General features: G+C 69.4%; 29 protein-coding genes. 18 read left to right on the top strand and 11 right to left on the bottom strand.

What is annotated here, in order from left to right:
* Positions 1–37 precede the first annotated feature (37 nt).
* Complete coding sequence (locus tag CCO04_RS21655; protein ID WP_215816250.1) at positions 38–748, bottom strand: RES domain-containing protein; 711 nt, start codon at positions 746–748, stop codon at positions 38–40.
* A gap of 8 nt (positions 749–756) precedes the next feature.
* Positions 757–1,158, bottom strand: coding sequence for a hypothetical protein (locus CCO04_RS21650; protein WP_006901488.1), 402 nt, complete (start codon positions 1,156–1,158; stop codon positions 757–759).
* A gap of 145 nt (positions 1,159–1,303) precedes the next feature.
* On the opposite strand from CCO04_RS21650, the gene CCO04_RS21645 reads away from it, so the two are divergent.
* From CCO04_RS21645 to CCO04_RS21615, 7 genes are all read left to right on the top strand, one after another.
* Positions 1,304–1,849, top strand: a complete 546-nt coding sequence (locus tag CCO04_RS21645) for a winged helix-turn-helix domain-containing protein (protein ID WP_215816249.1) — start codon at positions 1,304–1,306, stop codon at positions 1,847–1,849.
* An 82-nt stretch (positions 1,850–1,931) separates the two neighbouring features.
* Positions 1,932–2,123, top strand: coding sequence for a hypothetical protein (locus CCO04_RS21640; protein WP_215816248.1), 192 nt, complete (start codon positions 1,932–1,934; stop codon positions 2,121–2,123).
* 16 nt (positions 2,124–2,139) lie between these two features.
* A complete protein-coding gene (locus CCO04_RS21635; RefSeq protein ID WP_215816247.1) occupies positions 2,140–2,334 on the top strand; it encodes a hypothetical protein in 195 nt (64 codons plus the stop codon).
* 3 nt (positions 2,335–2,337) lie between these two features.
* Positions 2,338–2,907 (top strand): tudor domain-containing protein, encoded by a 570-nt coding sequence (locus CCO04_RS28800; RefSeq protein ID WP_252373704.1) that lies wholly within the window; start codon positions 2,338–2,340, stop codon positions 2,905–2,907.
* Positions 2,908–2,912: 5 nt separating this feature from the next.
* Complete coding sequence (locus CCO04_RS21625) at positions 2,913–3,548, top strand: hypothetical protein (RefSeq protein WP_215816246.1); 636 nt, start codon at positions 2,913–2,915, stop codon at positions 3,546–3,548.
* The gene (locus tag CCO04_RS21620; RefSeq protein WP_308281431.1) at positions 3,545–3,757 is read left to right on the top strand and encodes a hypothetical protein; all 213 of its coding nucleotides are present in this window, start codon (positions 3,545–3,547) and stop codon (positions 3,755–3,757) included. The genes CCO04_RS21625 and CCO04_RS21620 overlap by 4 nt, the downstream gene beginning before the upstream one ends.
* Positions 3,758–3,800: 43 nt before the next feature.
* The gene (locus CCO04_RS21615; RefSeq protein ID WP_215816245.1) at positions 3,801–4,196 is read left to right on the top strand and encodes a hypothetical protein; all 396 of its coding nucleotides are present in this window, start codon (positions 3,801–3,803) and stop codon (positions 4,194–4,196) included.
* Between the two features lie 37 nt (positions 4,197–4,233).
* Here CCO04_RS21615 and CCO04_RS21610 read toward each other — a convergent pair whose 3' ends face one another.
* From CCO04_RS21610 to CCO04_RS21600, 3 genes are all read right to left on the bottom strand, one after another.
* Positions 4,234–4,677: an ATP-binding protein gene (locus tag CCO04_RS21610; RefSeq protein WP_215816244.1), complete on the bottom strand. Its 444-nt coding sequence runs from the start codon at positions 4,675–4,677 to the stop codon at positions 4,234–4,236.
* A 66-nt stretch (positions 4,678–4,743) separates the two neighbouring features.
* Positions 4,744–5,361 carry a hypothetical protein gene (locus CCO04_RS21605; RefSeq protein WP_215816243.1) on the bottom strand — a complete coding sequence of 206 codons (618 nt, stop codon included), beginning with the start codon at positions 5,359–5,361 and terminating at the stop codon, positions 4,744–4,746.
* Positions 5,362–5,503: 142 nt separating this feature from the next.
* Entirely contained in the window at positions 5,504–5,707 is a 204-nt protein-coding gene (locus tag CCO04_RS21600; RefSeq protein WP_215816242.1) for a DUF2795 domain-containing protein, read from the bottom strand.
* A gap of 210 nt (positions 5,708–5,917) precedes the next feature.
* Here CCO04_RS21600 and CCO04_RS21595 point away from each other — a divergent pair, with 210 nt between their 5' ends.
* Positions 5,918–6,334, top strand: a complete 417-nt coding sequence (locus tag CCO04_RS21595) for a MerR family transcriptional regulator (protein WP_215816241.1) — start codon at positions 5,918–5,920, stop codon at positions 6,332–6,334.
* Between the two features lie 25 nt (positions 6,335–6,359).
* On the opposite strand, the gene CCO04_RS21590 is transcribed toward CCO04_RS21595, so the two are convergent.
* Positions 6,360–6,947: a hypothetical protein gene (locus CCO04_RS21590; protein ID WP_215816240.1), complete on the bottom strand. Its 588-nt coding sequence runs from the start codon at positions 6,945–6,947 to the stop codon at positions 6,360–6,362.
* Between the two features lie 231 nt (positions 6,948–7,178).
* On the opposite strand from CCO04_RS21590, the gene CCO04_RS21585 reads away from it, so the two are divergent.
* From CCO04_RS21585 to CCO04_RS21570, 4 genes are all read left to right on the top strand, one after another.
* Positions 7,179–8,747 (top strand): peptide chain release factor 3, encoded by a 1,569-nt coding sequence (locus CCO04_RS21585; RefSeq protein ID WP_215816239.1) that lies wholly within the window; start codon positions 7,179–7,181, stop codon positions 8,745–8,747.
* 84 nt (positions 8,748–8,831) lie between these two features.
* Positions 8,832–10,517 carry a ribonuclease J gene (locus CCO04_RS21580; RefSeq protein WP_215816238.1) on the top strand — a complete coding sequence of 562 codons (1,686 nt, stop codon included), beginning with the start codon at positions 8,832–8,834 and terminating at the stop codon, positions 10,515–10,517.
* Positions 10,518–10,810: 293 nt separating this feature from the next.
* A complete protein-coding gene (locus CCO04_RS21575) occupies positions 10,811–11,041 on the top strand; it encodes a hypothetical protein (protein WP_215816237.1) in 231 nt (76 codons plus the stop codon).
* Positions 11,042–11,075: 34 nt separating this feature from the next.
* On the top strand, positions 11,076–13,115 hold the full coding sequence (locus tag CCO04_RS21570; RefSeq protein ID WP_215816236.1) for an ATP-binding domain-containing protein: 2,040 nt from the start codon (positions 11,076–11,078) through the stop codon (positions 13,113–13,115).
* Here the strand turns inward: CCO04_RS21570 and CCO04_RS30120 are convergent.
* From CCO04_RS30120 to CCO04_RS30115, 4 genes are all read right to left on the bottom strand, one after another.
* Positions 13,110–13,493, bottom strand: coding sequence for a phosphatase PAP2 family protein (locus CCO04_RS30120; protein WP_374197021.1), 384 nt, complete (start codon positions 13,491–13,493; stop codon positions 13,110–13,112). The genes CCO04_RS21570 and CCO04_RS30120 overlap by 6 nt on opposite strands.
* 98 nt (positions 13,494–13,591) lie before the next feature.
* A complete protein-coding gene (locus tag CCO04_RS21560) occupies positions 13,592–14,884 on the bottom strand; it encodes an MFS transporter (protein ID WP_215816234.1) in 1,293 nt (430 codons plus the stop codon).
* Positions 14,881–15,588 (bottom strand): spermidine synthase, encoded by a 708-nt coding sequence (locus tag CCO04_RS21555; protein WP_215816233.1) that lies wholly within the window; start codon positions 15,586–15,588, stop codon positions 14,881–14,883. The genes CCO04_RS21560 and CCO04_RS21555 overlap by 4 nt, the downstream gene beginning before the upstream one ends.
* On the bottom strand, positions 15,585–15,773 hold the full coding sequence (locus CCO04_RS30115; RefSeq protein WP_374197020.1) for a DUF2795 domain-containing protein: 189 nt from the start codon (positions 15,771–15,773) through the stop codon (positions 15,585–15,587). Before CCO04_RS30115 ends, CCO04_RS21555 begins: the two co-directional genes overlap by 4 nt.
* Positions 15,774–16,753: 980 nt before the next feature.
* Here CCO04_RS30115 and CCO04_RS21545 point away from each other — a divergent pair.
* Positions 16,754–18,250, top strand: a complete 1,497-nt coding sequence (locus CCO04_RS21545; RefSeq protein WP_215816231.1) for a SulP family inorganic anion transporter — start codon at positions 16,754–16,756, stop codon at positions 18,248–18,250.
* 121 nt (positions 18,251–18,371) lie between these two features.
* On the opposite strand, the gene CCO04_RS21540 is transcribed toward CCO04_RS21545, so the two are convergent.
* On the bottom strand, positions 18,372–18,635 hold the full coding sequence (locus CCO04_RS21540) for a hypothetical protein (protein ID WP_215816230.1): 264 nt from the start codon (positions 18,633–18,635) through the stop codon (positions 18,372–18,374).
* A gap of 140 nt (positions 18,636–18,775) precedes the next feature.
* Between CCO04_RS21540 and CCO04_RS21535 the strand changes: the two genes are divergently transcribed.
* The 5 genes from CCO04_RS21535 (at position 18,776) to CCO04_RS29925 (ending at position 21,647) form a co-directional block, all read left to right on the top strand.
* Positions 18,776–19,183 (top strand): hypothetical protein, encoded by a 408-nt coding sequence (locus tag CCO04_RS21535; RefSeq protein WP_215816229.1) that lies wholly within the window; start codon positions 18,776–18,778, stop codon positions 19,181–19,183.
* Positions 19,184–19,295: 112 nt separating this feature from the next.
* Positions 19,296–19,463 carry a hypothetical protein gene (locus CCO04_RS21530; protein ID WP_215816228.1) on the top strand — a complete coding sequence of 56 codons (168 nt, stop codon included), beginning with the start codon at positions 19,296–19,298 and terminating at the stop codon, positions 19,461–19,463.
* Positions 19,460–20,173: a hypothetical protein gene (locus CCO04_RS21525; RefSeq protein ID WP_215816227.1), complete on the top strand. Its 714-nt coding sequence runs from the start codon at positions 19,460–19,462 to the stop codon at positions 20,171–20,173. Before CCO04_RS21530 ends, CCO04_RS21525 begins: the two co-directional genes overlap by 4 nt.
* Before the next feature lie 14 nt (positions 20,174–20,187).
* Entirely contained in the window at positions 20,188–21,126 is a 939-nt protein-coding gene (locus tag CCO04_RS21520; protein WP_215816226.1) for a helix-turn-helix domain-containing protein, read from the top strand.
* Positions 21,123–21,647, top strand: a complete 525-nt coding sequence (locus CCO04_RS29925) for a thermonuclease family protein (RefSeq protein WP_215816225.1) — start codon at positions 21,123–21,125, stop codon at positions 21,645–21,647. The genes CCO04_RS21520 and CCO04_RS29925 overlap by 4 nt, the downstream gene beginning before the upstream one ends.
* Position 21,648 lies beyond the last annotated feature (1 nt).

The raw sequence follows: 21,648 nt of genomic DNA, 5'->3' as shown, positions 1-21,648 counted from the left end.
ACCGAGCCCACGTCGACGGCGACGACCCGTGGCTCCATCAGACTTCCGCCCAGCTGAGGCCGAGGATCCGGAAGGCCTCCTGGACGTCGGGGTGCTCGGGGGACAGGGCGTGGTGCTCGATGGCGTCGAGGGTCCGGCTGATTGCGGGATCCTCGGCGCGCTCGAACACCGCCCAGAGCGGGAGGTCGTCGCCGTGGCGGGAGGCGAACGTGACGCCGTCGAGCTCCGTGGTCGCGTGAAGGTAGCTCGCCACCGACTGTGTGAGCGCTCGTGGGCGCCCGTCCTTGAGCGCGGCCGCGTCGAAGTCGTGCAGGTTCAGCAGGTGCGCCAGGGCGACGAACTGCGGGCGCAGGGCCGCGATCGACTTCGCGGCCGTCACTGCGCAGAAGCGACCGGTCAGTGTCGCGCTGGCCGCCGAGCGCGGCTCGAGCCAGGAGTAGGAGATCTCGCCGGCGCGCCCGGTCGGGTGCATCGCGGCGTCCTCGTCGTCCTCCTCGATGTCGTCGAGCTCGAGCGCGAGGGTCGGGTCAGGCCGGAACCCAGCGAGGACCTCGAGAAGGCAGGCCAGGAGCGTGGAGCCGGCGTAGATGGTGCGGAAGTTGCCCTGCCGGTCGTCCCAGCGACCGTGGAACCGGCCGTCGGCGCCGGCCCACTCCCAGCCGGACCAGGCCCAGGGCTCCGGCTTGAAGCCGACGCGCCAGACCGTCTCGGCGGCGTCGACGACGACCAGCTGAGGTGCCTCGGTCACCAGTGGAGTCACCCGGCCGCAGCGAACGCGCGCGCGGCCGCCAGGACCTCGGGGCCGACCTGCTCCAGGTCGCCCTCACGCAGCAGCCGGGCCGGCGCGACGTCGTCGAGGCGAGGGTTCATGCCCTGGAACCACGCCTGGACGACGGCGGCCGAATCCTTCTCGCGGAGCAGGGCTGCGATCCGGTACGCCATCCGCAGCCGGTTGACGACCTCGGTGGACGGGGTGCGTGCGTCGGCCGAGTCGGCCCACTGCCGCACCGCGCGGGTCTCCTGGACCGAGCCCAGGTAGGCCACGAGCTTGGCGCCGAGCAGGTCGCGCAGTCGCTCGACGAGCTCCGGCGTGGGCAGCCGCACCGACTCCTCGTAGGCGCGCAGGTCGCCGCGGGCGATGGTCGACTGGGTGCTCATACCTGCAGTGTGCCACCCGGAGCACCGCAATCCAATAGCGAATCGCGGGTGAAATCACAGGGTACATCACACCGCTGATAACAGTGATTATGTCAACATAATGACAGAGCGCATGAGAGCACAAGTTAGGTAGTACACTTCTCGCATGGCCCGTTACCGAGAGATCGCCGACGATCTGCGCCGCCGGATCATCGAGGGTGAGTTCGAAGTAGGTGATCAGCTGCCGTCCATCGCCACGCTCCAGGAGCACTACGACGTGCCCGGCCTGGGCACCATCCGGCAGGCCCAGCAGGTCCTTTTCGACCAGGGCATGATCGTGACCCGCCAAGGCGTCGGAGCCTTCGTGGTCAGTACAGCCCCCCGGGCCCGCACGATCGACGTCGTCCAACGCCTCAAGACCGCCCGCGCGGCGATCGACGACGCCCTCGCGGCACTTGCCGAGGCCGCCCCGATCGCGGATGAGACAGCAACCACCTACCGCTGCGGCTTCTGCGATGCGACGTTCTCCAGCGAGGACCAGGCCGAGCTCGTGGCCTGGGCCGACGACCACACCGACACCGAGCACCCAGAAGACCGCGACTGGCCGAACACCTACTCGATCTACTACCCCAACCACCCCCCGGACTCGGCCGCGCAGGTCTACTACCGCTGGCCCGGCGGGAAGTCGAACTACCCGAGCGAGCGTCGCTGAGCGAACCCCTCGCTGTGGAAAACGAACGGAGTGTCGGACGCATGAGCCAGACTGCAGAACAGCTCGAGGACAGGAGATCGCGATGAGCACCGAGCTGCCCACGTTCGAGGAGATGCGCCGTCGGGCGCACAGGCTCCTCGGTGACGCCGAGGACGAGCTGCGCTCAGATTGGCGCTCCGGCACCGGGCCCACCCGCGAACAGAGCCAAGCGGCCCGCGAGGCCCGCCAACTGATCGCCCAGGCGAAGGCCGCGCTCGACCGCGCGGCGCGTTGATCGGAGATCTGAGGACATGGCCAAGTACCGGCACACCATTCACTACATCGTTCGGGTCATCGAACGGCCCGCCAGCGACGACCGGGAGACCTGGTTCGCCGGGCCGTTCGGCTCCACCGAGGCCGACCGCGTCGCCAGCGAGCTCGAGCACGCGGCCGACCACGACCGCGAGTGCTACGTCGAGCAGCTGTTCGCCCGCGAAGAGAGCTGACTCATGACCACCCCTCCCGCAACGCGCGACGACCTGGTGGCCATGGCGACCTTCCCACTGACCCGGCCAGGTGAGAGCACCGTCCCGGTCCGGATGCAGACCGAGCACCTGGCGACCGTCGAGAGCGCCCTCGAACAGCGCGGCGTCGCGGCCGAAGTCATCGAGAAGTACTTCCTCGGACTCCACCGCTGCGACGAACTCCCCCTCGGGCTGTGGGTCGGGATGATCACGGACGCCTACAACCTCGCCATCGCAACGGCCGAGGCTCCCTCCCACGTCGCTGCCCTTGCGATCGAGTGGGCCGCCAGCGACCCACTGGAGCGCTGGGTCAACGCGGCACCCGACGGCCCCGGGCCGCTCAAGGACACCATCAGCGAGTACCTCGGCAGCCACAACCCCTTCCCCGACGATTTGCGCGTCGATGTCCTGGACCGCGACGACGCCAGGAGCTGGGTGCCGGCCACCATCGTGGAGCGCACCGCGGTCGACGAGTGGACCGTCGAGTACGACGACGGTGAGCAGGTCTGGCGCGACCACCAGGAGCTGCGCCCCCACTCACCCAAGGCCGGCTGACGGGAGTGGCTGCGCGATCCTGGCGCGAGGCGCGCATCGACGACCTCCTGGCAGCCGTCTCCGAGCTCGGCATGACGATGTCCCGCGCCGCCGCCGGCGACCTGCTCGACGAGCGGGTGCAGTTCGTGGCGAACCAGATGCGCGTCACCCCAGCCACCGCGCGGATCTACCTCACCGAGGAGGCCCTGGCGGGCATGGCCCGCGAGATCGTCTTCGGCTTCGTCGACGAGACCCCCGGCGCAGACCTGATGAGCGCACCGCGAACCTCCGCCGTGCCGGTGCGGTTCCTCGGCCGCGTCGTGGCCGGCCTGGGCGAGGTCCAGCGCATCTTCATGGTCGAACGTGACGACCTCGAGCACACCCGCGATCGGGTAGCCCAGATCGCCCATACGCAGAGCCACCTGGGCCTCCTTCTCACCGACCAGGTCGCCACCATCGACTTCTACGACGAGCCCTCGGTCCAGATGCCACCCGCACTGCTGCTGCGCGCGGCACGCTCCCTCGAGACCGCGGCCGACCTGGTGGAGGCGGGCCTGGTCGGCTACGAGGCGGACCCCGAAGAGGGCAAGGGGCTCCCTTCGGCTTTCCGACGCGACGTCGACCTCCTGCGCACCATGGCCGGCCAGGAGAAGCGATCGTGACCGAGACCACCGCACCAGCCTTGACCCTTTACGCCACCGTGCAGGAGATTCCGCCCGACCACCGTGGCGGCTACACGCTCGGCCGAGACGAGCTGGTCGTCGAGGACGTCGACTACGACCAGGCGCTCGAGGCCGCACGGCGCCGCGTCTCCGAGGGGTGGCGGATCATCGCGTTGCGGGTCGAGCGCGAGCCAGTCGCCACGGGTTGATCGCTGGGGGCCTCCTGCGCACATAGGTGACCAGGAAAGCGAGGTGGACCCCATGAGCACTTCCTCAACCGAGGACCCGGTCCCCGGAATCGTCACCTTCACCGCCCGCGGAGACGCTGCTCTCGACCAGTTGGCCGACGCTCTGGTGGCCGAGAGCGACGGCTCCCCGGCGAGCATCGCCGATCTCCTCGAGCGGGTCCTGGAAGCCGACATCGAGGACCTGGCCGAGACCCTCAGCACGCCCGCACGGCCGGCGGCTACCGGCCGCGCGGAGGTCGAGGAACTCGGGCCCGCGCCGGAGAGCCCCGACGAGGCCGCTCACCGCCGCCTCGGAGCGCGCACACCGGGCGCCATCGGCGGGCCCGGGACACGCGGCTTCGACGTCGGCCGCTGGCCCGACACGACGGCATACACGTCGTTACACAACGCCGGTATGTAACAGAATGTATGGGAGACCTGCTGATGCTGCCCAACCCCTACGGCCCCGGGTGAACTGCTAGGAGATCCTCCAGCGCTGAGATCTGGGCACCTCGTTGAGGCGCGTCCGCCCCGGAGCGGTCGGCGGCCGCCGTCGCGCTCACCTTCACCACGCTCGGCAGGCCGAACTCCAGACCAATGCTCTCGAGGCGGAGCTTCCAGGTGCCCTTCTCGGCCCTGAGGAGGATGTCCGCGCTCTCGATCGCCTTCCCGACGCGACTGACCAGGTCGGGCAGGAACGGTGCGTTGCGCCGACAGGCCACCCAGGCGGTGATGAAGCCATGCGCCTCGGCGTCACGCTGCGCCTCGCGCAGCAGAGACGTCTTCCCCACCCCGCGAGGGCCCTGGAAGACCAGCAGGGGGCCGCCCATCTCGCCGTAGGTGCCGATGCGGCTCAGGTAGCCTCGGATTCGGTTCTGCTGCTGCTCGCGGCCGGCCAGCACCCGTGCCCCGTGTAGATCAGCGATCCCCCGCGTCTCCGCTCGTGGTCTGAGGTTGCCCCGCAGTCGTTACACGATGTGCAAGCGGAGGGAGCTTGGTAGGTGGTCGACCCGAAGACCGGCGCCCAGATCTGCGACCGATCGTCCGTCGCGAAAGACCCGGTGGAGGCCTGCGCGCTGAATGACCTCGATGGTGCCGGCCAACCAAGTCGTGGCGGTGCCATGGATGCCGATTGCCTCGACGAGTAGCGCCTCGGGAAGGCACCGGATCTGGACCGAGGTGCCCGGGGGCAGGCTGCGACCCCATGGTTCGCCGACACGCACAGTCAGTTCGCCTGTCTCGGGCTGATTCGGTGCGATGAGCAGGGTCTCGAAGGCGAGGCCGGGCACGCGGCCCACCGCGGATGGGAACGCGCGACCGTCGGGCGCGGCGTGCAGCCACGTGGCGCGCATCGCCGCGAGTTCCTGGGAGGCGGGAGGCGTCTCGTCAGGCGTGGCGAGTCTGATGAGCGGAGTGCGGTGGCTTGCGGCGACGCGATCCACCTCGACGCCTCCGTCGCTGACCTGGATGTAGACGCAGACGTGCCCGGTCGGCTCCATCTCCGCGTCGGAGGCAAAGAGGGGCGCGGGGACGTCGAGGGTGCTGATGTTCGCTCGCGACAGACGCGCGCGGACCTCCGCCGCCATGCGCCGACTGTCTCCGTCGAACCCACGCAGGACGCAGACTGCCGCCTCGTCCGCACCGTGTTCGCAGCCCGCCACGACACGCTGGGCATGCCCGGCAAGGCGAGTCACGGACGAGACGACCGGTCGGTCAAGCGTGGGCGCGTCAGCCAACGGGCACCTCCGGCAGGTGGTCCCAGAGGTCCCGCATGCTGGGATACCTGATGTCCGGCAACTGGCGGAGCGTCTCGAGCACGCGCGGCGGCGCATTCTTCGTAGCCGCTATGGCGAGAACTGCTGATCGGTCCGCTCCCCCGGGGCCGAAAGCATCGCCGACCAGGTCGGCGATCTCGATGCGGGTGACATCCATGGGCTCTTCCTCCTTCAACGATCGGGGCTCCGGCGGCTCCCGTGGGCGTGGGGAACGGCGCTTCCGGCCACGCCCTCCATTCGCTCGCCGCGGAGGCAATACCTACTCTACCGTAACGTAAGGGTAGAGTAGGTAGCGGTCAGGAGTCCTCGTCGACGATTGGCCGCCACTAGACTCAAGCGATCACTGCCACCAGCGGAGTTGGGAAGTATGGGACTGCAGCACATGCAGATCGGAGAGGTCGCCAGCCAGACCGGGCTGAGCCTGCGCACCATCCGGTACTACGAGGAAATGGAGCTCGTGGTGCCGTCAGCGCGCAGTGCGGGCGGCTTCCGCCTCTACACCGACTCCGACGTTGCCCGGCTCCAGCTGATCAAGCGGATGAAGCCGTTGGAGTTCAGCCTGGAGGAGACGCGCGATCTCCTTGAGGTCATGGACGCGCTGGACGCCGACGACCTCACCGATGACGCACGGGCCGAGCTCGTGGGGCGTCTGGAGATGTTCCACAGCGCAGCGAAGGCGCGCGTCGAGGCGGTGCGGTCGCAACTGGCGATCGCCGAGGGATTCGCGACCGACCTGAAGTCCGAGCTCAGTCGCCAACGCCGGAGCATCAAGGCGCGACCCTGAGTGGTTGGTCCCGGTCGGCGACTCGTCACTCGATGCAGTCGGCGAGCCCCCGGGTGATCCAGCTCCGCTCCCGCCAGTAGGCAACTGCCTGGCGGAGCGTGGCGACGGCCTGCCGCCGCCGGTCTTCTCGACTACCGAATGTTCCCTCGACCCATGCGGCAAGGAAGAGCGCGGTCTTCTCGGTGTCGAGGGCGCTCAAGCGAGTGCTTGGCCCGAGCTTGCTGCCCAGCAGCACCATGGTCAGGGAGTCCGCGCCACCGCCGGCGGCCTCCAGGAACTCCTCCGTCGCCTGCCTCAGGGTGGGGTCAGTGACCTGCGGCTCGGGCCGAACCGCCGGGGACGGAGTCTGGACGACTTGCTGCACCTGCTGCCTGCGCTCCTGGGAGCGACGCGGAGCGGGCTTCGATCGCGCCGCAGTTGCCGGACGTTGGTCGCGTGAGGGCTCGCCGTACAGGAATCGCGAGACGTACCCCTCGGGAATCGCGCGTCGGTGTTGCAAGGCCGGCCCGACGACCTCGTCGTCACATTCGACACACAGCGGAACATGGCGGACGCCGACCACGGCGAGCAGCGTGCCGCGGGGATGTCTCGTCATGCGCTGGGGCAGTTCCACGCCGTCAGGACGGCCGCACTTGCGGCACCGGGGCGCGCCACGCATCCACTCAGCACCACAACGCTCACAGGTAACCGCGATGTCACCCTCGTGCGGGCGGCCGCGTAGGGACTCGGTCTCTCCACAGGCCGGGCACGCTGTCTCATGCATTCCAGCCGTCTCCTCCGTCCTGCCGCCGTGGCAAACCGCCGCGGCACAGTCTACTCTCACGTCACGGTAGTGTTGTGGGCGATGCATCCCGATGACCGCCCACGGCGCACGTTCGCCGTGATCAGCCACCCCGACGCCGGCAAGTCGACCTTGACCGAGGCACTGGCACTGCATGCACGAGTGATCGCGGAGGCGGGCGCCGTCCACGGCAAGGCGGGGCGACGCGGCACCGTCTCGGACTGGATGGAGATCGAGCGAGCCCGCGGCATCTCCATCAGCTCGGCCGCGCTGCAGTTCGCCTATCGCGACCATGTGGTCAACCTGGTCGACACTCCTGGCCACGCGGACTTCTCCGAGGACACCTATCGAGTCCTTGCCGCGGTCGACTCGGCTGTGATGCTGATCGATGCCGCCAAGGGGCTCGAGCCGCAGACGCTCAAGCTCTTCCAGGTCTGCGCGCACCGTGGCCTGCCCGTGATCACGGTGATCAACAAGTGGGACCGGCCTGGCCTGGATGCGTTGGCTCTGATGGACGAGATCGAGACTCGCATCGGCCTCAAGCCGACCCCGCTGACCTGGCCGGTCGGCATCGCCGGGGACTTCCACGGAGTGCTCGACCGGCGCGACGGCGACTTCATCCGCTACACCCGGACGGCCGGCGGAGCGACCCGCGCGCCCGAGGAACACCTCCCCGCCGCGCAGGCGAGCCGCGAAGTCGGTGCCGACTGGCACGACGCGGTCGAGGCCAGCGATCTGCTGGCCGCCGACGGCGCCGACCATGACCAGGACTTGTTCCTCGCCGGTCAGACCACACCCGTGCTGTTCGCCTCGGCCCTGCTGAACTTCGGCGTCGCCCAACTGCTCGACGTCCTGCTCGACCTGGCACCTGCACCGGGACCTAACCTCGCCGAGGACGGTGTAGCTCGGTGCCCGGAGGACGAGTTCAGCGCGTACGTCTTCAAGGTGCAAGCCGGCATGGACGCAGCGCACCGCGACCGGGTCGCGTTCGCACGCGTGTGCTCCGGGGTGTTCGAGCGGGGCATGGTCGTCACCCATGCGCAGACCGGCCGGCCGTTCGCCACCAAGTACGCCAAGGCCGTCTTCGGCCGGGACCGTGCAGCGATCGACACGGCCCTGCCAGGCGACATCATCGGACTCATCAACGCCACCGCGCTTCGGGTCGGCGACACCATCTACGACGGAGCGCCAGTGACGTACCCTCGCGTGCCCAGCTTCGCACCAGAGCACTTCGCCACCGCCCGCGCCCTTGACGCCGGGCGCTACAAGCAGTTTCGACGAGGCATCGAGCAACTGGACCAGGAAGGCGTCGTCCAGGTGCTCCGCTCCGAGGTGCGCGGTGACCAGGCCCCCGTCCTGGCTGCCGTCGGCCCCATGCAGTTCGAGGTCGCCGCCGCGCGCATGGCGGCCGAGTTCAACGCGCCGATCCACCTGGAGAAGCTCGCCTACACGCTCGCACAGCGAACAAGCGAAGATCACGCACCACACCTGGCCGGAACACCCGGAGTCGAGGTCCTGCGCCGCTCAGACGGCGAGCAGCTGGCGCTGTTCCCCGACAAGTGGCGTCTGGACTCCGTACGCCGCCAACACCCCGAGCTCCTGCTCGAGCCACTTCCTGCCAGCAGCACCTGATCGCCCCACTCCCCTGGTCTGCGCGAACTTTCCGCCTCGTTCGCCGGGGCTCCCCTGACCAGCATTCCCACACGAAGGATCACCGTGAGCCATCCCCACCCCGAGCTGAGCAGCCCACCGCCCCTTGACCAGAACGCACTGCGCATCGTCGGGCTCGGCGGACTGGGCGAGGTCGGCCGGAACATGACCGTTTTCGAGCACGGCGGGCAACTGTTGGTGCTCGACTGTGGCGTCCTGTTCCCCGAACCGCACCACCCCGGCGTGGATCTCATCCTTCCCGACTTCACCGCGATCAGGGACCGACTCGACGACATCGCTGCCATCGTGCTGACCCACGGCCACGAGGACCACATCGGCGGTCTCCCCTACCTGCTGCGCGAGAGGCCCGACGTCCCCGTCGTCGGCTCCCGGCTCACGCTCGCTCTGGTCGCGGCCAAGTTGAAGGAGCACCGGATACGCCCGACGCTCGTCGAGGTAGCGGAGGGCCACCGGTCAACGTTCGGCGCATTCGACTGCGAGTTCGTCGCGGTGAACCACTCCATCCCCGACGGCCTGGCAGTCGCCATCCGGACCGCCGCAGGCCTGGTGCTGCACACCGGTGATTTCAAGATGGACCAGTTTCCTCTCGACGGTCGGATCACCGACCTGCGCGCTTTCGCCCGACTGGCCGAGGAAGGCGTCGACCTGTTCATGGTGGACTCCACCAACGCGGAGGTACCGGGATTCACCATCTCCGAGCGGGAGCTCGCCCCTGCCATCGACGCGGTGTTCCGTGACGCACCGCAGCGGATCATCGTTTCGAGCTTCGCCAGTCATGTTCACCGCATCCAGCAGGTCCTCGACGCCGCCCAGGACCACGACCGCAAGGTCGCCTTCGTGGGGCGCTCCATGGTGCGCAACATGAAGTTGGCCGGCGACCTCGGCTACCTCCGGATTCCCCCGGGCGTCCTCGTTGAACTCGGAGAGCTGGAGAAGCTGCCACCCGCCCGCACCGCACTCATCTGCACCGGCTCACAAGGCGAGCCGATGGCAGCCCTGGCCCGGATGGCGAACCGCAGCCACTCCATCCGTATCGAGCGCGGCGACACCATCCTCATGGCCAGTTCGGTCATCCCCGGCAACGAGAACGCGATCTCCACCGTCATCAACGGACTCACTCGCTGGGGCGCCCACGTCGTCCACAAGGGCAACGCGCGAGTGCACACCTCCGGACACGCCAGCGCCGGCGAGCTCGCCTACTGCTACAACCTGATCCGGCCACGGAATGTCCTGCCCGTCCACGGCGAATGGCGCCACCTCGACGCCAACGCGCGCATCGCGATACGCACGGGTGTCCCACCAGAGCACGTCGTCATCGCCGAGAACGGCGTCGTGGTCGACCTGGTCCGGGGCGAGGCCCGGATCGTCGGGAAGGTGCCCGCAGGCAACGTCTACCTCGACGCTCGGGCCATCGGCGGCGTCACCGAGGCCGCACTGCGGGACAGGCGCACCCTCGCCGCCGAAGGGGTCGTGACCGTGCTTGCCATCGTCGATGCCGACACCGGGAAGCTCGCCGAGCCGCCCGACTTCGTGGTGCGGGGGTTCGTCCACCAGCCCGGCGACTTCGACGCCGCCACCCCGGTGGTGGAGGAGACCCTGTTAAGGGCAGCCACCGAGGGCATCGGCGACCCCTGGCAGCTCGAGGAACTCATCAGCCGCGACGTCAGCCGCTGGGCACGACGCGCCTTCGGCCGGCAGCCGCTCATCATCCCGATCGTCATCGACGCCTGACTTCGACTCTACTCTTACGTAACGGTAGAGTAGTGGTGTTGGGAACACCGCTTAAGGAGCCACATGCCGCACTTCCAAGTCGACATGGTCGATGGGACCCGCAAGAGCGTCGAGGCGCAGCGAATGACCCACGCCGGAGACCGGGTGATCTTCGAGCACCGCCCGCGCGAGGCGTGGACAGACTGGACGACCGTTCTCGAGGTCCCGGCCACGGACGTAGCCGAGATTCGCCGGCGAGTCACCGAGCACAACGGATCCCATCGGTGGGTTCGCCAACGGGCACGGAAGACCGAGTGAACGTCACCGATCTGCCCGCCACGGAGCGTCGAGACCTGGTCGAGCAGGCGTGTCTCGCCGTGGAGCCGGCGTTCCGCGGCAGGAGCTTCCGGACCAGGAACGAGTTGCTCTGGACGGCAGCCAACGGCTGGGCTCCCGCTCCGGCCCTGGCCCTCCTCACGGCACTGCGCGATCGCTGCTACAGAGACCTCGACGAGGTGCGCACCGCGCTGCTTGAACCGCTCTGACACCCACCCACTTCGCTTGTCCCGGAGCCTCCCCTTGACCGATGACCCTCTCTACGCCGAGCGGCTGCACCACGAGCGCGTCCGCACTGCCATGGGGGCGATGCGTCGCACCGTCGCCGACCTTGCCGAGCACTACGCGGAGGACTTCGCCGAGAGTCGCCGCAATCGGCGCCCAGGCGATGCCCGGCCCGATCACAACATGGGTTTCGCGATGGCCCAGTACCGGGCCGCACGCCTCGACGACCTCGTCGACCGCGACCTCCCGCTCTTCTTCGGACGCCTGTGGCTCGAGTCCGGTGAGGACTATCACCTCGGCCGCCGACAGGTCCGCGATGAGAACGACCGCTCCGTGCCACTCGTGGTCGACTGGCGCGCGCCATTGGCGGAGCGCTTCTACCGCGCCTCCCCGCACCACCGGCTCGACGTGGTGCGGCGTCGCCGCTTCGGATTTCAGGGGAGCAACCTCACCAGCCTGGAGGACGAAGACCTCACCACCGTGGCCGACCCGGGCCAGACCGCGGCGTCCGGACTCCTCGCCGCTGAGATCGAGCGTCCCCGCACCGGACCCATGCGGGACATCGTGGCCACCATCCAGCCCGAGCAGGACGAGCTCATCCGGCGCGAGGCCGCGACGACGCTGTGCGTGCAAGGTGCTCCAGGGACGGGAAAGACCGCGGTCGGGCTTCACCGAGCGGCTTGGCTCCTCTACAGCTACCCGCAGACTCTCAAGCGCAGCGGCATGCTGGTTGTGGGGCCGAACGCGAACTTCCTGAGTTACATCGCCGGCGTGCTCCCAACGCTTGGCGAGACGTCGGTCACCCAGCTGACGGCCGCCGAGCTGATCGGCACCGAGGAAGCCCGCGGCGTCGACCCCACGGCTGTCGCCCGCCTCAAGCACGATGCCCGCGTGGCTGAGGTCTGCGAGCGAGCGGTGTGGACGCAACTCGGTCGCCTCGATCGCGATGCACCGATTCCGCACGGCGGGATCCCCTGGATCCTCGAGCGCGATCAGGTGCACCATGCCCTCGAACAAGCACGGACCCAGGGCCGCACCTGGAACCCGGGGCGCAAGGCCTTCGAGCAGGCGATGGTGCGGGCGATCCTTCGCCAGGCCGAAGACCGCACTGGCCGCTCGAAGGACAGCCAGTGGACCAAGGAGTTGCGACAGCAGCCGGTCTTCAAGGCCTTCATCGACACCCTGTGGCCCCGGCTGTCGGCCAAGCAGGTCCTGCGCCGGCTCTACACCGACGACGCGTTCCGCGCCCATGCCACCGAGGGTCTTCTCTCCGAGGCCGAGACCGGACTCCTTCGCCACAAGCCCGGCCACAAGCACACGCCGGCCGACCTCGTTCTCCTCGACGAGATCGCGGCCCATCTGGGCTCTCCCGCCATTGCCACGACCTACAGCCACATCGTTGTCGACGAAGCCCAGGACCTTTCCCCCATGGAGTGCCGCGCGATCGCCCGACGCTGCCCCAACGGCTCACTCACCGTCCTCGGTGACCTGGCCCAGGGCACCACGCCGTGGTCAGCCACCGACTGGGCGACCCAGACGCGCCACCTGGGCCGTCCCGGGGCCGAGCACACCGAGCTCACCACCGGCTACCGCGTGCCCGCGGTGATCATCGACCTGGCCAACAGGCTGCTCCCCCACCTCGGCGTCGACGTGGCACCCGCGCGGTCGGCACGCCCCGACGGTTCGGTGGGCCTGGTCGAGACCGAGGACCTCGCGACCGGCGTGCGGGAAGCGCTGGCCAAGGCCCTGACCGAGGACGGCATGATCGGCGTCATCGCCCCCGAACCGCTCGTCGAGGACTTGCGCGACGTCGTGCCCACCGGCGGCACAGTGGAGTTGGTCCCCGACCGGCTCGCGAAGGGCCTCGAGTACGACCACGTCATCGTGGTGGAGCCTGCCGCGTTCGTCGAGTCCGCCCATGACGAGACTGGACTGCGCCATCTCTATGTCGCCCTGACCCGGGCGGTCTCCCACCTCACCGTCGTGCACCGTCAACCGCTCCCGACCCAGCTCGGCCTCGACGGGCCCCCCTCCGAATCACGGCACCCAGCGTCATGATGAGTCCATTGTCCGATCACCCGTACGGCGACGCCAAAGGTACGTACGGTCGGCGAGCCATACCACCGCGGCGCCCAGCACCAGCCCCGCCGCGACGTCACTCGTGTGGTGGACACCGCCGACAACCCGTGCTCCCGCGACGGCCAGGGCGAGCAGGCACGCCAACGGTGCTGTGCGCGGCGAGAGCAGCAGCCAGCACGTGGCCAGTGCTCCGGCAATGGTCGCGTGATTGCTCGGCATCGACCAGTCACTCGGCCCCGGACAGGAGCCGCCGACCACAACGTCGTGACATGGACGCGGCGCCCGAACGCTCACCTTGATCAGCTCACTCGTGAGCCAGGCAATCACGACCGCAACGGACGAAGTCGCCACACGCATAGGCACTCTCGGCCAGTGCCGATTGCCGAGCACCACGTGGCCAAGGCCAAGGACGACCACCGCAGCATCAGCGAGGACCGTCGCCAGTAGTCCAACGTTCATGGCCGAGCAGTTCCCCTGTCTCTACGACCACGACCCGGGGCGCCGGTCGCCAGCAGCACGGCCGTGCCTGCCGTCACCGCGAGCAGCACGATCCCGGGCTGGTGCGTTCCCGTGAGCGACAACGAGAGCGCGGGGATCAGCGGCGCGAGGGCCGCTGCGGTGATCATCGACGATTGCGCCATGCCCTGCACGCGCCCGAGCTGGCCCGTCCCGAAGGTGCGAGCCCACACGGTGCCGTTGACCACGCCGACCGAGCCCATCCCGAGGCCGAGAACCGCGAACGACACGTATGCCGCCAAGGCAACGGGGACCAGGAGAACCAGAGTCCCGGCCAGGATCGTCGAGCTCAACAGCAGCAGCGCTGTTCGCGTGCGGAGTTGGTCGACCAGTGCTCCCGCAACGACGACCCCCAGCGCGGAGGTGGCACCGAGGACGCCGATCACCCCGCCGGCAGCGAGGTAGCCGATCCCGCGCTGGTCGAGGATCGATACGGCATGGAAGATCACCGCGGTGCCGATAAGGGGCGGTGCGGCCAACACCAGGAGAAGCCGCGTAGCGATCGCGGTCGGGAGGTCCGGCAGTCCGCGTCGAGTTCGTCGCACGGGGGCCGGAAAGGATGGCTCCGGCGCATCTCGAGCGCTGTTCTCGGGCGTGGAAGGTCGGCGCGGCGGTGCCGGCCGGACGAGGAGCCCGAGCGGCAAGACCACGACCAGCATCACGATGGCGAGGATCTGGTAGGCGGTGCGCCAGTCCGTTGTCACAATCAAGAAGGCGACCAGCGGAGGAAGTCCCACGGATGCCACGGTGAGCCCGAGGTTGGCCGCCGCGACGGCCTGGCCGCGTCGGCGCTCGAAGCTGCGAGCCACCAACAGGGTCCCGACCAGGGTGAACGAACCCTGTCCGGACGTCCTCAGGAGCGCGAGCGCGAGGAACGCCAGGACGGCACCGGTCGCAATGCTGGCAAGGCCGCAGGCTGCAGCGAGAGCTGCGGCGACCACCAGCCACGCGACGCGCAGTCCGCGCTGATCCACGAGGCGCCCCAGCACCATCATGGCCGCCGCCGAAACGACCGTGCCGGCGGCATACAGCCCCGAGAAGCAGGTGCGCGTCAGCCCGGTGCCGGCAATGAAGTCATCGACGAAGACCGAGATCAGGAAGGACTGTCCCGGCGCGGATGCCGCGAAGGCGATCGCCGCGAGAATCAGCGTTCGCACCTGATGGCGACGGTAGTGGTCAGCGTGCGTCGCGGCGTCCTCATCGGGGCTCGTGGGGACGTCGCGGGAGGTCATCGTCGCCGGGGTCCTTTCGCAAGGTAGACGGTGTTGCTGGAGACGCCCCCGGTCAGTGGGTTGTCGAAAGCGACCTCGAAGGCTTGGGCGTCGGCGAAGGCCGTCAGCATCACGTGTATCACCTCGGCGTCTGGCGGCTCGTCGGACCACAGGGCTAGCGCACCGCCTTCGGTGAGCATGGCCGCCGCCGCTGCTTGCCCGTCGGAGGTGTAGAAGTCGGCGTGGTCTTCCCGGAGAACCCGGTCGGGGGCATGGTCGATGTCGACCAGCAGGACGTCAACCGGTTGCTGCCAGCGGCGCGTGCGGACCAGGTCGAAGAAGTCGTCGCAGACGAGGCGAGTCCGCGGGTCGTTGGCGAGGCCTTGGGTGTCCGCGAAGAGTTGCCGTTGGTGCCAGTCGATGACCCGGTCCAGGGCCTCGACCACCACGAGATCGTCGACGCGCCGGTCGCGTAGGGCTTCCCAGGCGGTGTACCCCAAGCCGAGTCCCGCGACCAGCACGCGCAGACCGTCTCCGTCGACGGCCGCCAGGCCGAGGCGGGCGAGCTCTCGCTCGGCCACGGTGAACTGGCTCGACATGAGGAAGTCGTCGTCGAGTTTCACCTCGTCAACTTCGCGTCGGGTGACTGAGTCCCACCGGCGACGAAGACTCAAGGTCCCCCAGGGTGTGTCCGTCCAGTCGAGCTCGGCGAAGCGGCCGCTCATTCGGCTCTCTCCGACCCTGTGATGAGAAGCTCCATCACGTCCTCCGGTGCATCGAAGCGTGCATCTGGCAGCGCCTGCACCGCCGCCAGGATCTCCGCTGGAGCCCATACCTCGAGAGCCGCTCGAAGCACTTCATCTCGCGACACCCCCGCCGCGGGCGGCGTGAAGGCTCGGGAGAGCACCATCGCAAGGCTCGGGGCCAGGTCCGGCCGCTCACAATCCCGCCTACCCATCTCGCTCCTGTCTCGCGGCATCGTCGCGCCATGCCACTACCCTACTCTCACGTTACGGTAGAGTTCTGCCCGGTGGGCAAACCTCATCGGAGACCGGAGGCGAAACGGAATGAGCAGCGCCGAAGACCGCCAGGACTCCCCGGACGTCGCCATCGAGGCCCTCGTGCGTCGCGCCGTCTGCTGCCCTTGCCCGCGGCCGCGGCGGATCGCGATCCGCTATGGGAGCGGCTCGCGAGGAGAGGCGCGAGCCCGCGCGCTCCACGCACAGCTTCGCTCAAGCCGTCCCGACATCCTCGTGTCCCTGCAGCTGGATGCGCAGGAAGCGCCCGACGGATCACACGCCCACTTCTGCGCAACATTCGATGGCACCCAGGACAGAGTCGTCGAGAACCGGGCACCCGCGGGACAGTCGGGCAGGAAGCGCGAGCCGCGGAGCACCTGAGGGAGCAGGATTGGACAGGAACGCACTGACGATCGCGCTAGCGGCTATCGCCGTCCTCGGGCTGGCTGCGTATCTGGCCGCCTGGAGGCGGTCGGGGTTCCGCATTGCGCGAGCCTCGGCGGCAGCGGCCTTCGTCTCCGCCGCCGCCGCCGCGATTCTCGGGCTCAGCCCCGTCGCGGTCGTGCCGCTTCTGCTTGCGAGCGCGGCAGGTTTCGTTCTCGCACTCGGCTCGGAATCGGCGTGAAGTAGGCCCGACGGGTGGGCCACATCACACCGGCCGGGCCGCCGCTGGATTCGGTCTCTAACCTCACGTGAGGGTAGAGTCAGGCTTGGCCCGGCCGCGTTACGCACGCGCCGGGCCTGTACATGCCGAGTACTTTCCGCTCGACCGCCTCCGCGGGCCCTGAGCGATTGTCCTTCTCAGAACCCGGACGGAGTCCCTTCTTTGCGTCACGCTGCCCCGCCCACGCCTGCCCTCAACGAGGACAGCGTGGCCAACGTCTTGCGCTCGCCCCGCCTCCTGCGCCGAGAGGTCCTGGCCGGCCTTGTCGTCGCCCTCGCACTGATCCCCGAGGCGATCTCGTTCTCGATCCTTGCGGGCGTGGATCCGAAGGTCGGCCTCTTCGCCAGCTTCACGATGGCGGTCTCCATCGCCTTCCTCGGCGGACGTCCGGCGATGATCACCGCGGCCACCGGGGCGATCGCCCTGGTCATCGCCCCGGTTGCGCGGGACCACGGCCTTGACTACCTGCTCGCAACCGTCATCCTCGGCGGCATCCTCCAGGTGATCTTCGGCCTCGCTGGCACGGCCCAGCTGATGCGCCTGCTCCCCCGCTCCGTCATGGTCGGCTTCGTCAACGCATTGGCGATCCTGATCTTCCTCGCCCAACTCCCCCAGCTCGGCCTGGAGACCCACGGCGGCCTGCACATCGTCGGTGTCCCGTGGATGGTCTTCCCGCTCGTGGCGCTCGGACTGCTGCTCCTCTGGGCGCTGCCGAAGCTGACCACCGCCGTCCCCGCACCCCTCGTGGTCATCGTGGTCCTCACCGCCCTGGTGATGCTTGGCGGGCTGAGCGTGCCCGAGGTGCGCGGAGAGGGCGAGCTGCCCCGCAGCCTTCCCTCCCTCCTCATTCCTGATGTGCCGCTGACCTTCGAGACGCTGAAGATCATTGCGCCGTACGCCTTCGCGATGGCGATGGTGGGCCTGCTCGAGTCGCTGATGACCGCCAAGCTGGTCGACGACATCACCGACACCCACTCGAACAAGTCCCGCGAATCCTGGGGTCAGGGCGCGGCCAACGTCATCACCGGATTCTTCGGGGGTATGGGCGGCTGCGCGATGGTCGGCCAGACGATGATCAACGTGAAGGCCTCCGGAGCGCGCAGCCGCGTCTCGACCTTCCTCGCCGGCGTGTTCCTGCTGGTGCTGATCGTCGGCTTCGGTGACCTCGTCGGCCAGATCCCGATGGCCGCCCTGGTAGCCGTGATGATCATGGTCGCGATCGGAACCTTCGACTGGCACAGCGTGGCGCCGTCCACGCTGAAGCGGATGCCGCGGTCCGAGACCATGGTGATGCTCACCACCGTCGTCTTCGTTGTCGCCACCCACAACCTCGCGATCGGCGTCTCCGCTGGTGTGATCCTCGGCTTCATGCTCTTCGCCCGCCGCGTCTACCACCTCGTCGGTGTTGACCGCGAGCTGATCGAGAACGCTGACGGCAGCGTCTACGCCCGCTACACCGTGACCGGGGAACTCTTCTTCGCCTCGAGCAACGATCTGGTCTACCTGTTCCACTACGCCGACGATCCCGAGCGCGTGGTCATCGACCTCAGCAAGTCGCACGTCTGGGACGCCTCGACTGTCGCGGCTCTGGACGGGATTGTGCAGAAGTACGCCCGCAAGGACAAGACCGTGGAGATCGTCGGCCTCAACGAGGCCAGCAGTCACATCCACGAGCGGCTGACCGGACAACTGCCAAGCCACTGAGTCACATCCGGTCGGCCGGGTTGCTTGAGTCCTCCTGGCCGGCCGGGGCCGCGCAGTCAACTCCGGGAAAGATTCGGCGCGGCGACTCGTCCTCGATGACCTACATCCACCCCTGAAGGTCTCACAGTTTGCGGCGAGCCTGCCGCCGCAGCACCGCCTCGAGTTCGGCGACGCCCTCCCCCAGCGGCACCGGCGGCGCCGCGTCGGCTAGGTCGTCAAGCAGTTCGTCGCCGTCGACGGCATCCAGCTGTGGTGCGCCGTAGGCGTTCCACTCCCCCACCGCGGCCGCCAGCCGGCGGTAGGCCTCGATGTCGGCGGGCGCGTTGAACCAGGCGGCCGCCGCCATGGCCACGCGTCGGGCGATCAAGGCCGCCTGGTCGTCCATGGCCGAAGTCTCCCCGCTCGGTGGCCCGGGAGGGAACCCCTGCGGCTTATCCACAGCCCGGCATCGGCGGCCGAGCGTGCGCCGGCGAGATCCACGAGACTCAACGCCGACGAGACCTCCTCGGCAGGAAGGGCACCTTGGTGGATGGCAACGACGAGCTCGAGGCGAGCGGGCACGCGACGGCGGCCCGCGAACACATCTACGGCTTCAACCGCACCACCATGTGGGAGCGCGACCAGATCCCGGCCGAGACGTCGGATGAGCTCGCGGAGTTCGCCGACCTCGCGGCCGCGCTCCCCCAGGCGTTCTCGCAGCTGTCGAGCACGCTCGAGCGGGCCCTGGCCGACCAGGTGCTCAGCATGGATGCGATGACCGACGAGTCCGACCCCGCCATGGCGATCGGCGTCGCGCGGCTCCATCTGGAGGAGGCCCGCGGCCTGGCGGTCGACCTCCACAAGCACCTCAACGCCGCCCGCAACGCCACCGCGCACATCATCAGCCAGGGCGTCGACGACGGGCAGGAGTCGATGCCCTGGGACCAGCCCTGACTGTTCGCGGCGAGCTGTTCGCGGCGAGATTTCTCGCGGTCGGTGATCGCCCGCGCGGGTCGACCTTCCTTTGGTGACTGAGAGATGACCCCGGTCAACCAAGGAGCTGCCCGTGAGCACGCCCACCGATTCACCCTCCGTCGCGACCGACCGTGACCCGGTTCAGGAGGCCCGCGAACACCTCGAGCAGGCGCTGGCCGCGCTCGACCGTCTCCGCGAGGTCCTGCCCCCGTCGAGCAGCACGCCCCTGCCCGACACGGGAGGCGGTGAGTCTGCATGAGGACCGACACCGCTCTGCAGGCCGCCGATGCCGTCTTCATGGCCGAGCAGGCCGTGGGACGTGCCCGCCGGGTCGTCGACGAGCTGCACACCACGATCAACTCCGCGCTCCGGGTGCTCGATGATGCCGAGCTCGACTCGGCCAAGGCCCGGCTCAGCGACCGCCGTGACTACTACCTCGAGGCCGCCGGCGAGCACCTGAGCCGCCTGCAGCGGCGCTGCAGCGACAACGCCGAGCTGGCCGACGAGCTCACCGGACACCTGGAGAGGGCATCCCAGGCGATCGCGGACGCCCATGACCTCCTCCAGGACGCCGACACCTCCGATCCCGAGATCGCCAGTGAGGTCGCGCAGCTCAAGCCGCGCCTCGCCGTGGTGGGCGAGATGATCGACCTAGCCAAGCCGATGGCGCGCCTGACCGCCCAGCACGTCGACAGCGCGCAGCTGGCGACACAGCAGGTGACTCCGCCGTCGCTGCTGGAGCCCGTCACCCTCGAGCGAAGCATCGCCACCGCCGGCAAGGAGCTCGGCCGCGCCGACGAGGACGTGCGCCTGCTCGAGAACGTCGTCGACCACGCCGCGGCCAACGCCCGGCAGTCGGCCGGGATCGCCAGCGACATCACCGACAACGCCCGCCGGCGGATGGCCGAACAGGGACGCGGCCAGGTGCCCCGCCAGGCGTCGCCAGTCGTCGGGTCCCCGGCACGGTAGGCGGGAGGACGGTCATGGACCTCGATCAGGGCGGCCGCCAGCTGGCTGGCCTCATCCTCGATGCCGCCGGCCGCGGGCAGCATGACCAGGTCGCCGACCTGGTCGCGCCGCTGGACGCCGACCAGCTCCGGTTACTGGTGGCCGTCCTCGCCGTCCAGGTCGACCAGACCCTGCCGTCGGCGCCGGCAACCGGCCCGGCAGCGGTGTGCGAGCTGGCCATCAACGCCGCCGCGCCGATGTTCGGCACCACCCCGGAGGCGATCCTGAGCGCTGAGCGCAGCCGTCCGGTCAGCGACGCGCGCGCCGTGGCCATGACCGCCGCCCGCGAGGTAGGCCTGTCCCTGCCGGCGATCGCTGAGCACTTCAACAAGGACCACGGCTCTGTGATCCACGCCGTGCGCCGCACCGCCGATCGTCCCCGGTTGGCCGACGCCGCGGCCCGGGTCACCGAGCACGTCAACGACCGCTACACCGCCCGACTCCCCCGCCCCGAGGCTACCGTCGTCAGCCTCCACCAGGACCAGCCCGCGTCGGCCTTCGAGCCCGATGGCCCGGTCGAGCATGCCGTCGTGGCGGCCGCCGAGGCCTTCGGCACCACACCCGAGGTCCTCCTGGGCGCCGATCGGACCCGGACGGCCGCCGACGCCCGAGCAGTGGCCATGACCGCGGCCCGCATCCACGGGCACAGCCTGCCGACGATCGCGCGGCACTTCGAGCGCGACCACACGACCGTGCTCCACGCCACCCGGCGGATCGAGAAGACCCCGCCGCTGCGCGACCTCGCCGCGAAGATCGCCGCCGAGCTCCCCGAGGAGCCGGCCGGTGCCAGCACCCGCCCGGCCGACGTCGACGAGCAGATCCCCGAGCCCGGCCACCGCTCCCCCGGCGCCCGGGCCCAGGAGCGCGCGGTTCCCGTCGCCGGCGAGCGCCCGCAGCTGAGGGTCGCCCGGTGAAGGCCCTCATCGGCCTGGCCGCCGCTGCCATCGCCGCGCTGACCGCCGGCGGCATCACCGCAGCCCTCCCCGGCACCCCCACGGGCCCCGACCCAGCCGAGGGCAAGGCCACCCAGGTCAGGGTGACGGCCGTCGTCGACGGAGACACCCTGCGCGTCGAGGACCTGGCCGGTCGCCCGCTCGGCCGAGTCCGCCTGCTCGGCATCGACGCCCCCGAAGTCGCCCACCCGCCGGCGCCGGCGGAGTGCTACGCCGACCAGGCAACCGGCCTGCTCGAGGACCTCGCGCCGGTCGGCAGCACCGTCCAGCTCGTCGCCGACAGCGGACAGCCTGACCGCGACCGATACGACCGTCTGCTGCGCTACGTCGACCACGACGACGTCGACGTAGCCCACGAGCTCCTGGCCCGGGGCACCGCACGCCGCTACGAGGCCGCCCAGGACCTCGCCCGGGAAGACTCCTACTCCGCGGCCGCCGACGACGCCCAGGAGGCCGACCGCGGCCTGTGGGGCACCTGCTGAG

Origin of the sequence: Pimelobacter sp. 30-1 (assembly GCF_018831735.1) — a bacterium.
Taxonomy (GTDB): domain Bacteria; phylum Actinomycetota; class Actinomycetes; order Propionibacteriales; family Nocardioidaceae; genus Nocardioides.
The sequence above is the reverse complement of the archived record's forward strand: the minus strand, read 5'-3'. Positions and strand labels throughout refer to the sequence as shown.

Bases quoted from the DNA above. Each gene is read 5' to 3' on its own strand.
- CCO04_RS21650 (WP_006901488.1), bottom strand. From the start codon at position 1,158: ATGAGCACCCAGTCGACCATCGCCCGCGGCGACCTGCGCGCCTACGAG.
- CCO04_RS21645 (WP_215816249.1), top strand. From the start codon at position 1,304: ATGGCCCGTTACCGAGAGATCGCCGACGATCTGCGCCGCCGGATCATC.
- CCO04_RS21640 (WP_215816248.1), top strand. From the start codon at position 1,932: ATGAGCACCGAGCTGCCCACGTTCGAGGAGATGCGCCGTCGGGCGCAC.
- CCO04_RS21635 (WP_215816247.1), top strand. From the start codon at position 2,140: ATGGCCAAGTACCGGCACACCATTCACTACATCGTTCGGGTCATCGAA.
- CCO04_RS28800 (WP_252373704.1), top strand. From the start codon at position 2,338: ATGACCACCCCTCCCGCAACGCGCGACGACCTGGTGGCCATGGCGACC.
- CCO04_RS21605 (WP_215816243.1), bottom strand. From the start codon at position 5,361: ATGGCGGCGGAGGTCCGCGCGCGTCTGTCGCGAGCGAACATCAGCACC.
- CCO04_RS21600 (WP_215816242.1), bottom strand. From the start codon at position 5,707: ATGGATGTCACCCGCATCGAGATCGCCGACCTGGTCGGCGATGCTTTC.
- CCO04_RS21595 (WP_215816241.1), top strand. From the start codon at position 5,918: ATGGGACTGCAGCACATGCAGATCGGAGAGGTCGCCAGCCAGACCGGG.
- CCO04_RS21585 (WP_215816239.1), top strand. From the start codon at position 7,179: ATGCATCCCGATGACCGCCCACGGCGCACGTTCGCCGTGATCAGCCAC.
- CCO04_RS30120 (WP_374197021.1), bottom strand. From the start codon at position 13,493: ATGCGTGTGGCGACTTCGTCCGTTGCGGTCGTGATTGCCTGGCTCACG.
- CCO04_RS21560 (WP_215816234.1), bottom strand. From the start codon at position 14,884: ATGACCTCCCGCGACGTCCCCACGAGCCCCGATGAGGACGCCGCGACG.
- CCO04_RS21555 (WP_215816233.1), bottom strand. From the start codon at position 15,588: ATGAGCGGCCGCTTCGCCGAGCTCGACTGGACGGACACACCCTGGGGG.
- CCO04_RS30115 (WP_374197020.1), bottom strand. From the start codon at position 15,773: ATGGTGCTCTCCCGAGCCTTCACGCCGCCCGCGGCGGGGGTGTCGCGA.
- CCO04_RS21540 (WP_215816230.1), bottom strand. From the start codon at position 18,635: ATGGACGACCAGGCGGCCTTGATCGCCCGACGCGTGGCCATGGCGGCG.
- CCO04_RS21525 (WP_215816227.1), top strand. From the start codon at position 19,460: ATGAGGACCGACACCGCTCTGCAGGCCGCCGATGCCGTCTTCATGGCC.
- CCO04_RS21520 (WP_215816226.1), top strand. From the start codon at position 20,188: ATGGACCTCGATCAGGGCGGCCGCCAGCTGGCTGGCCTCATCCTCGAT.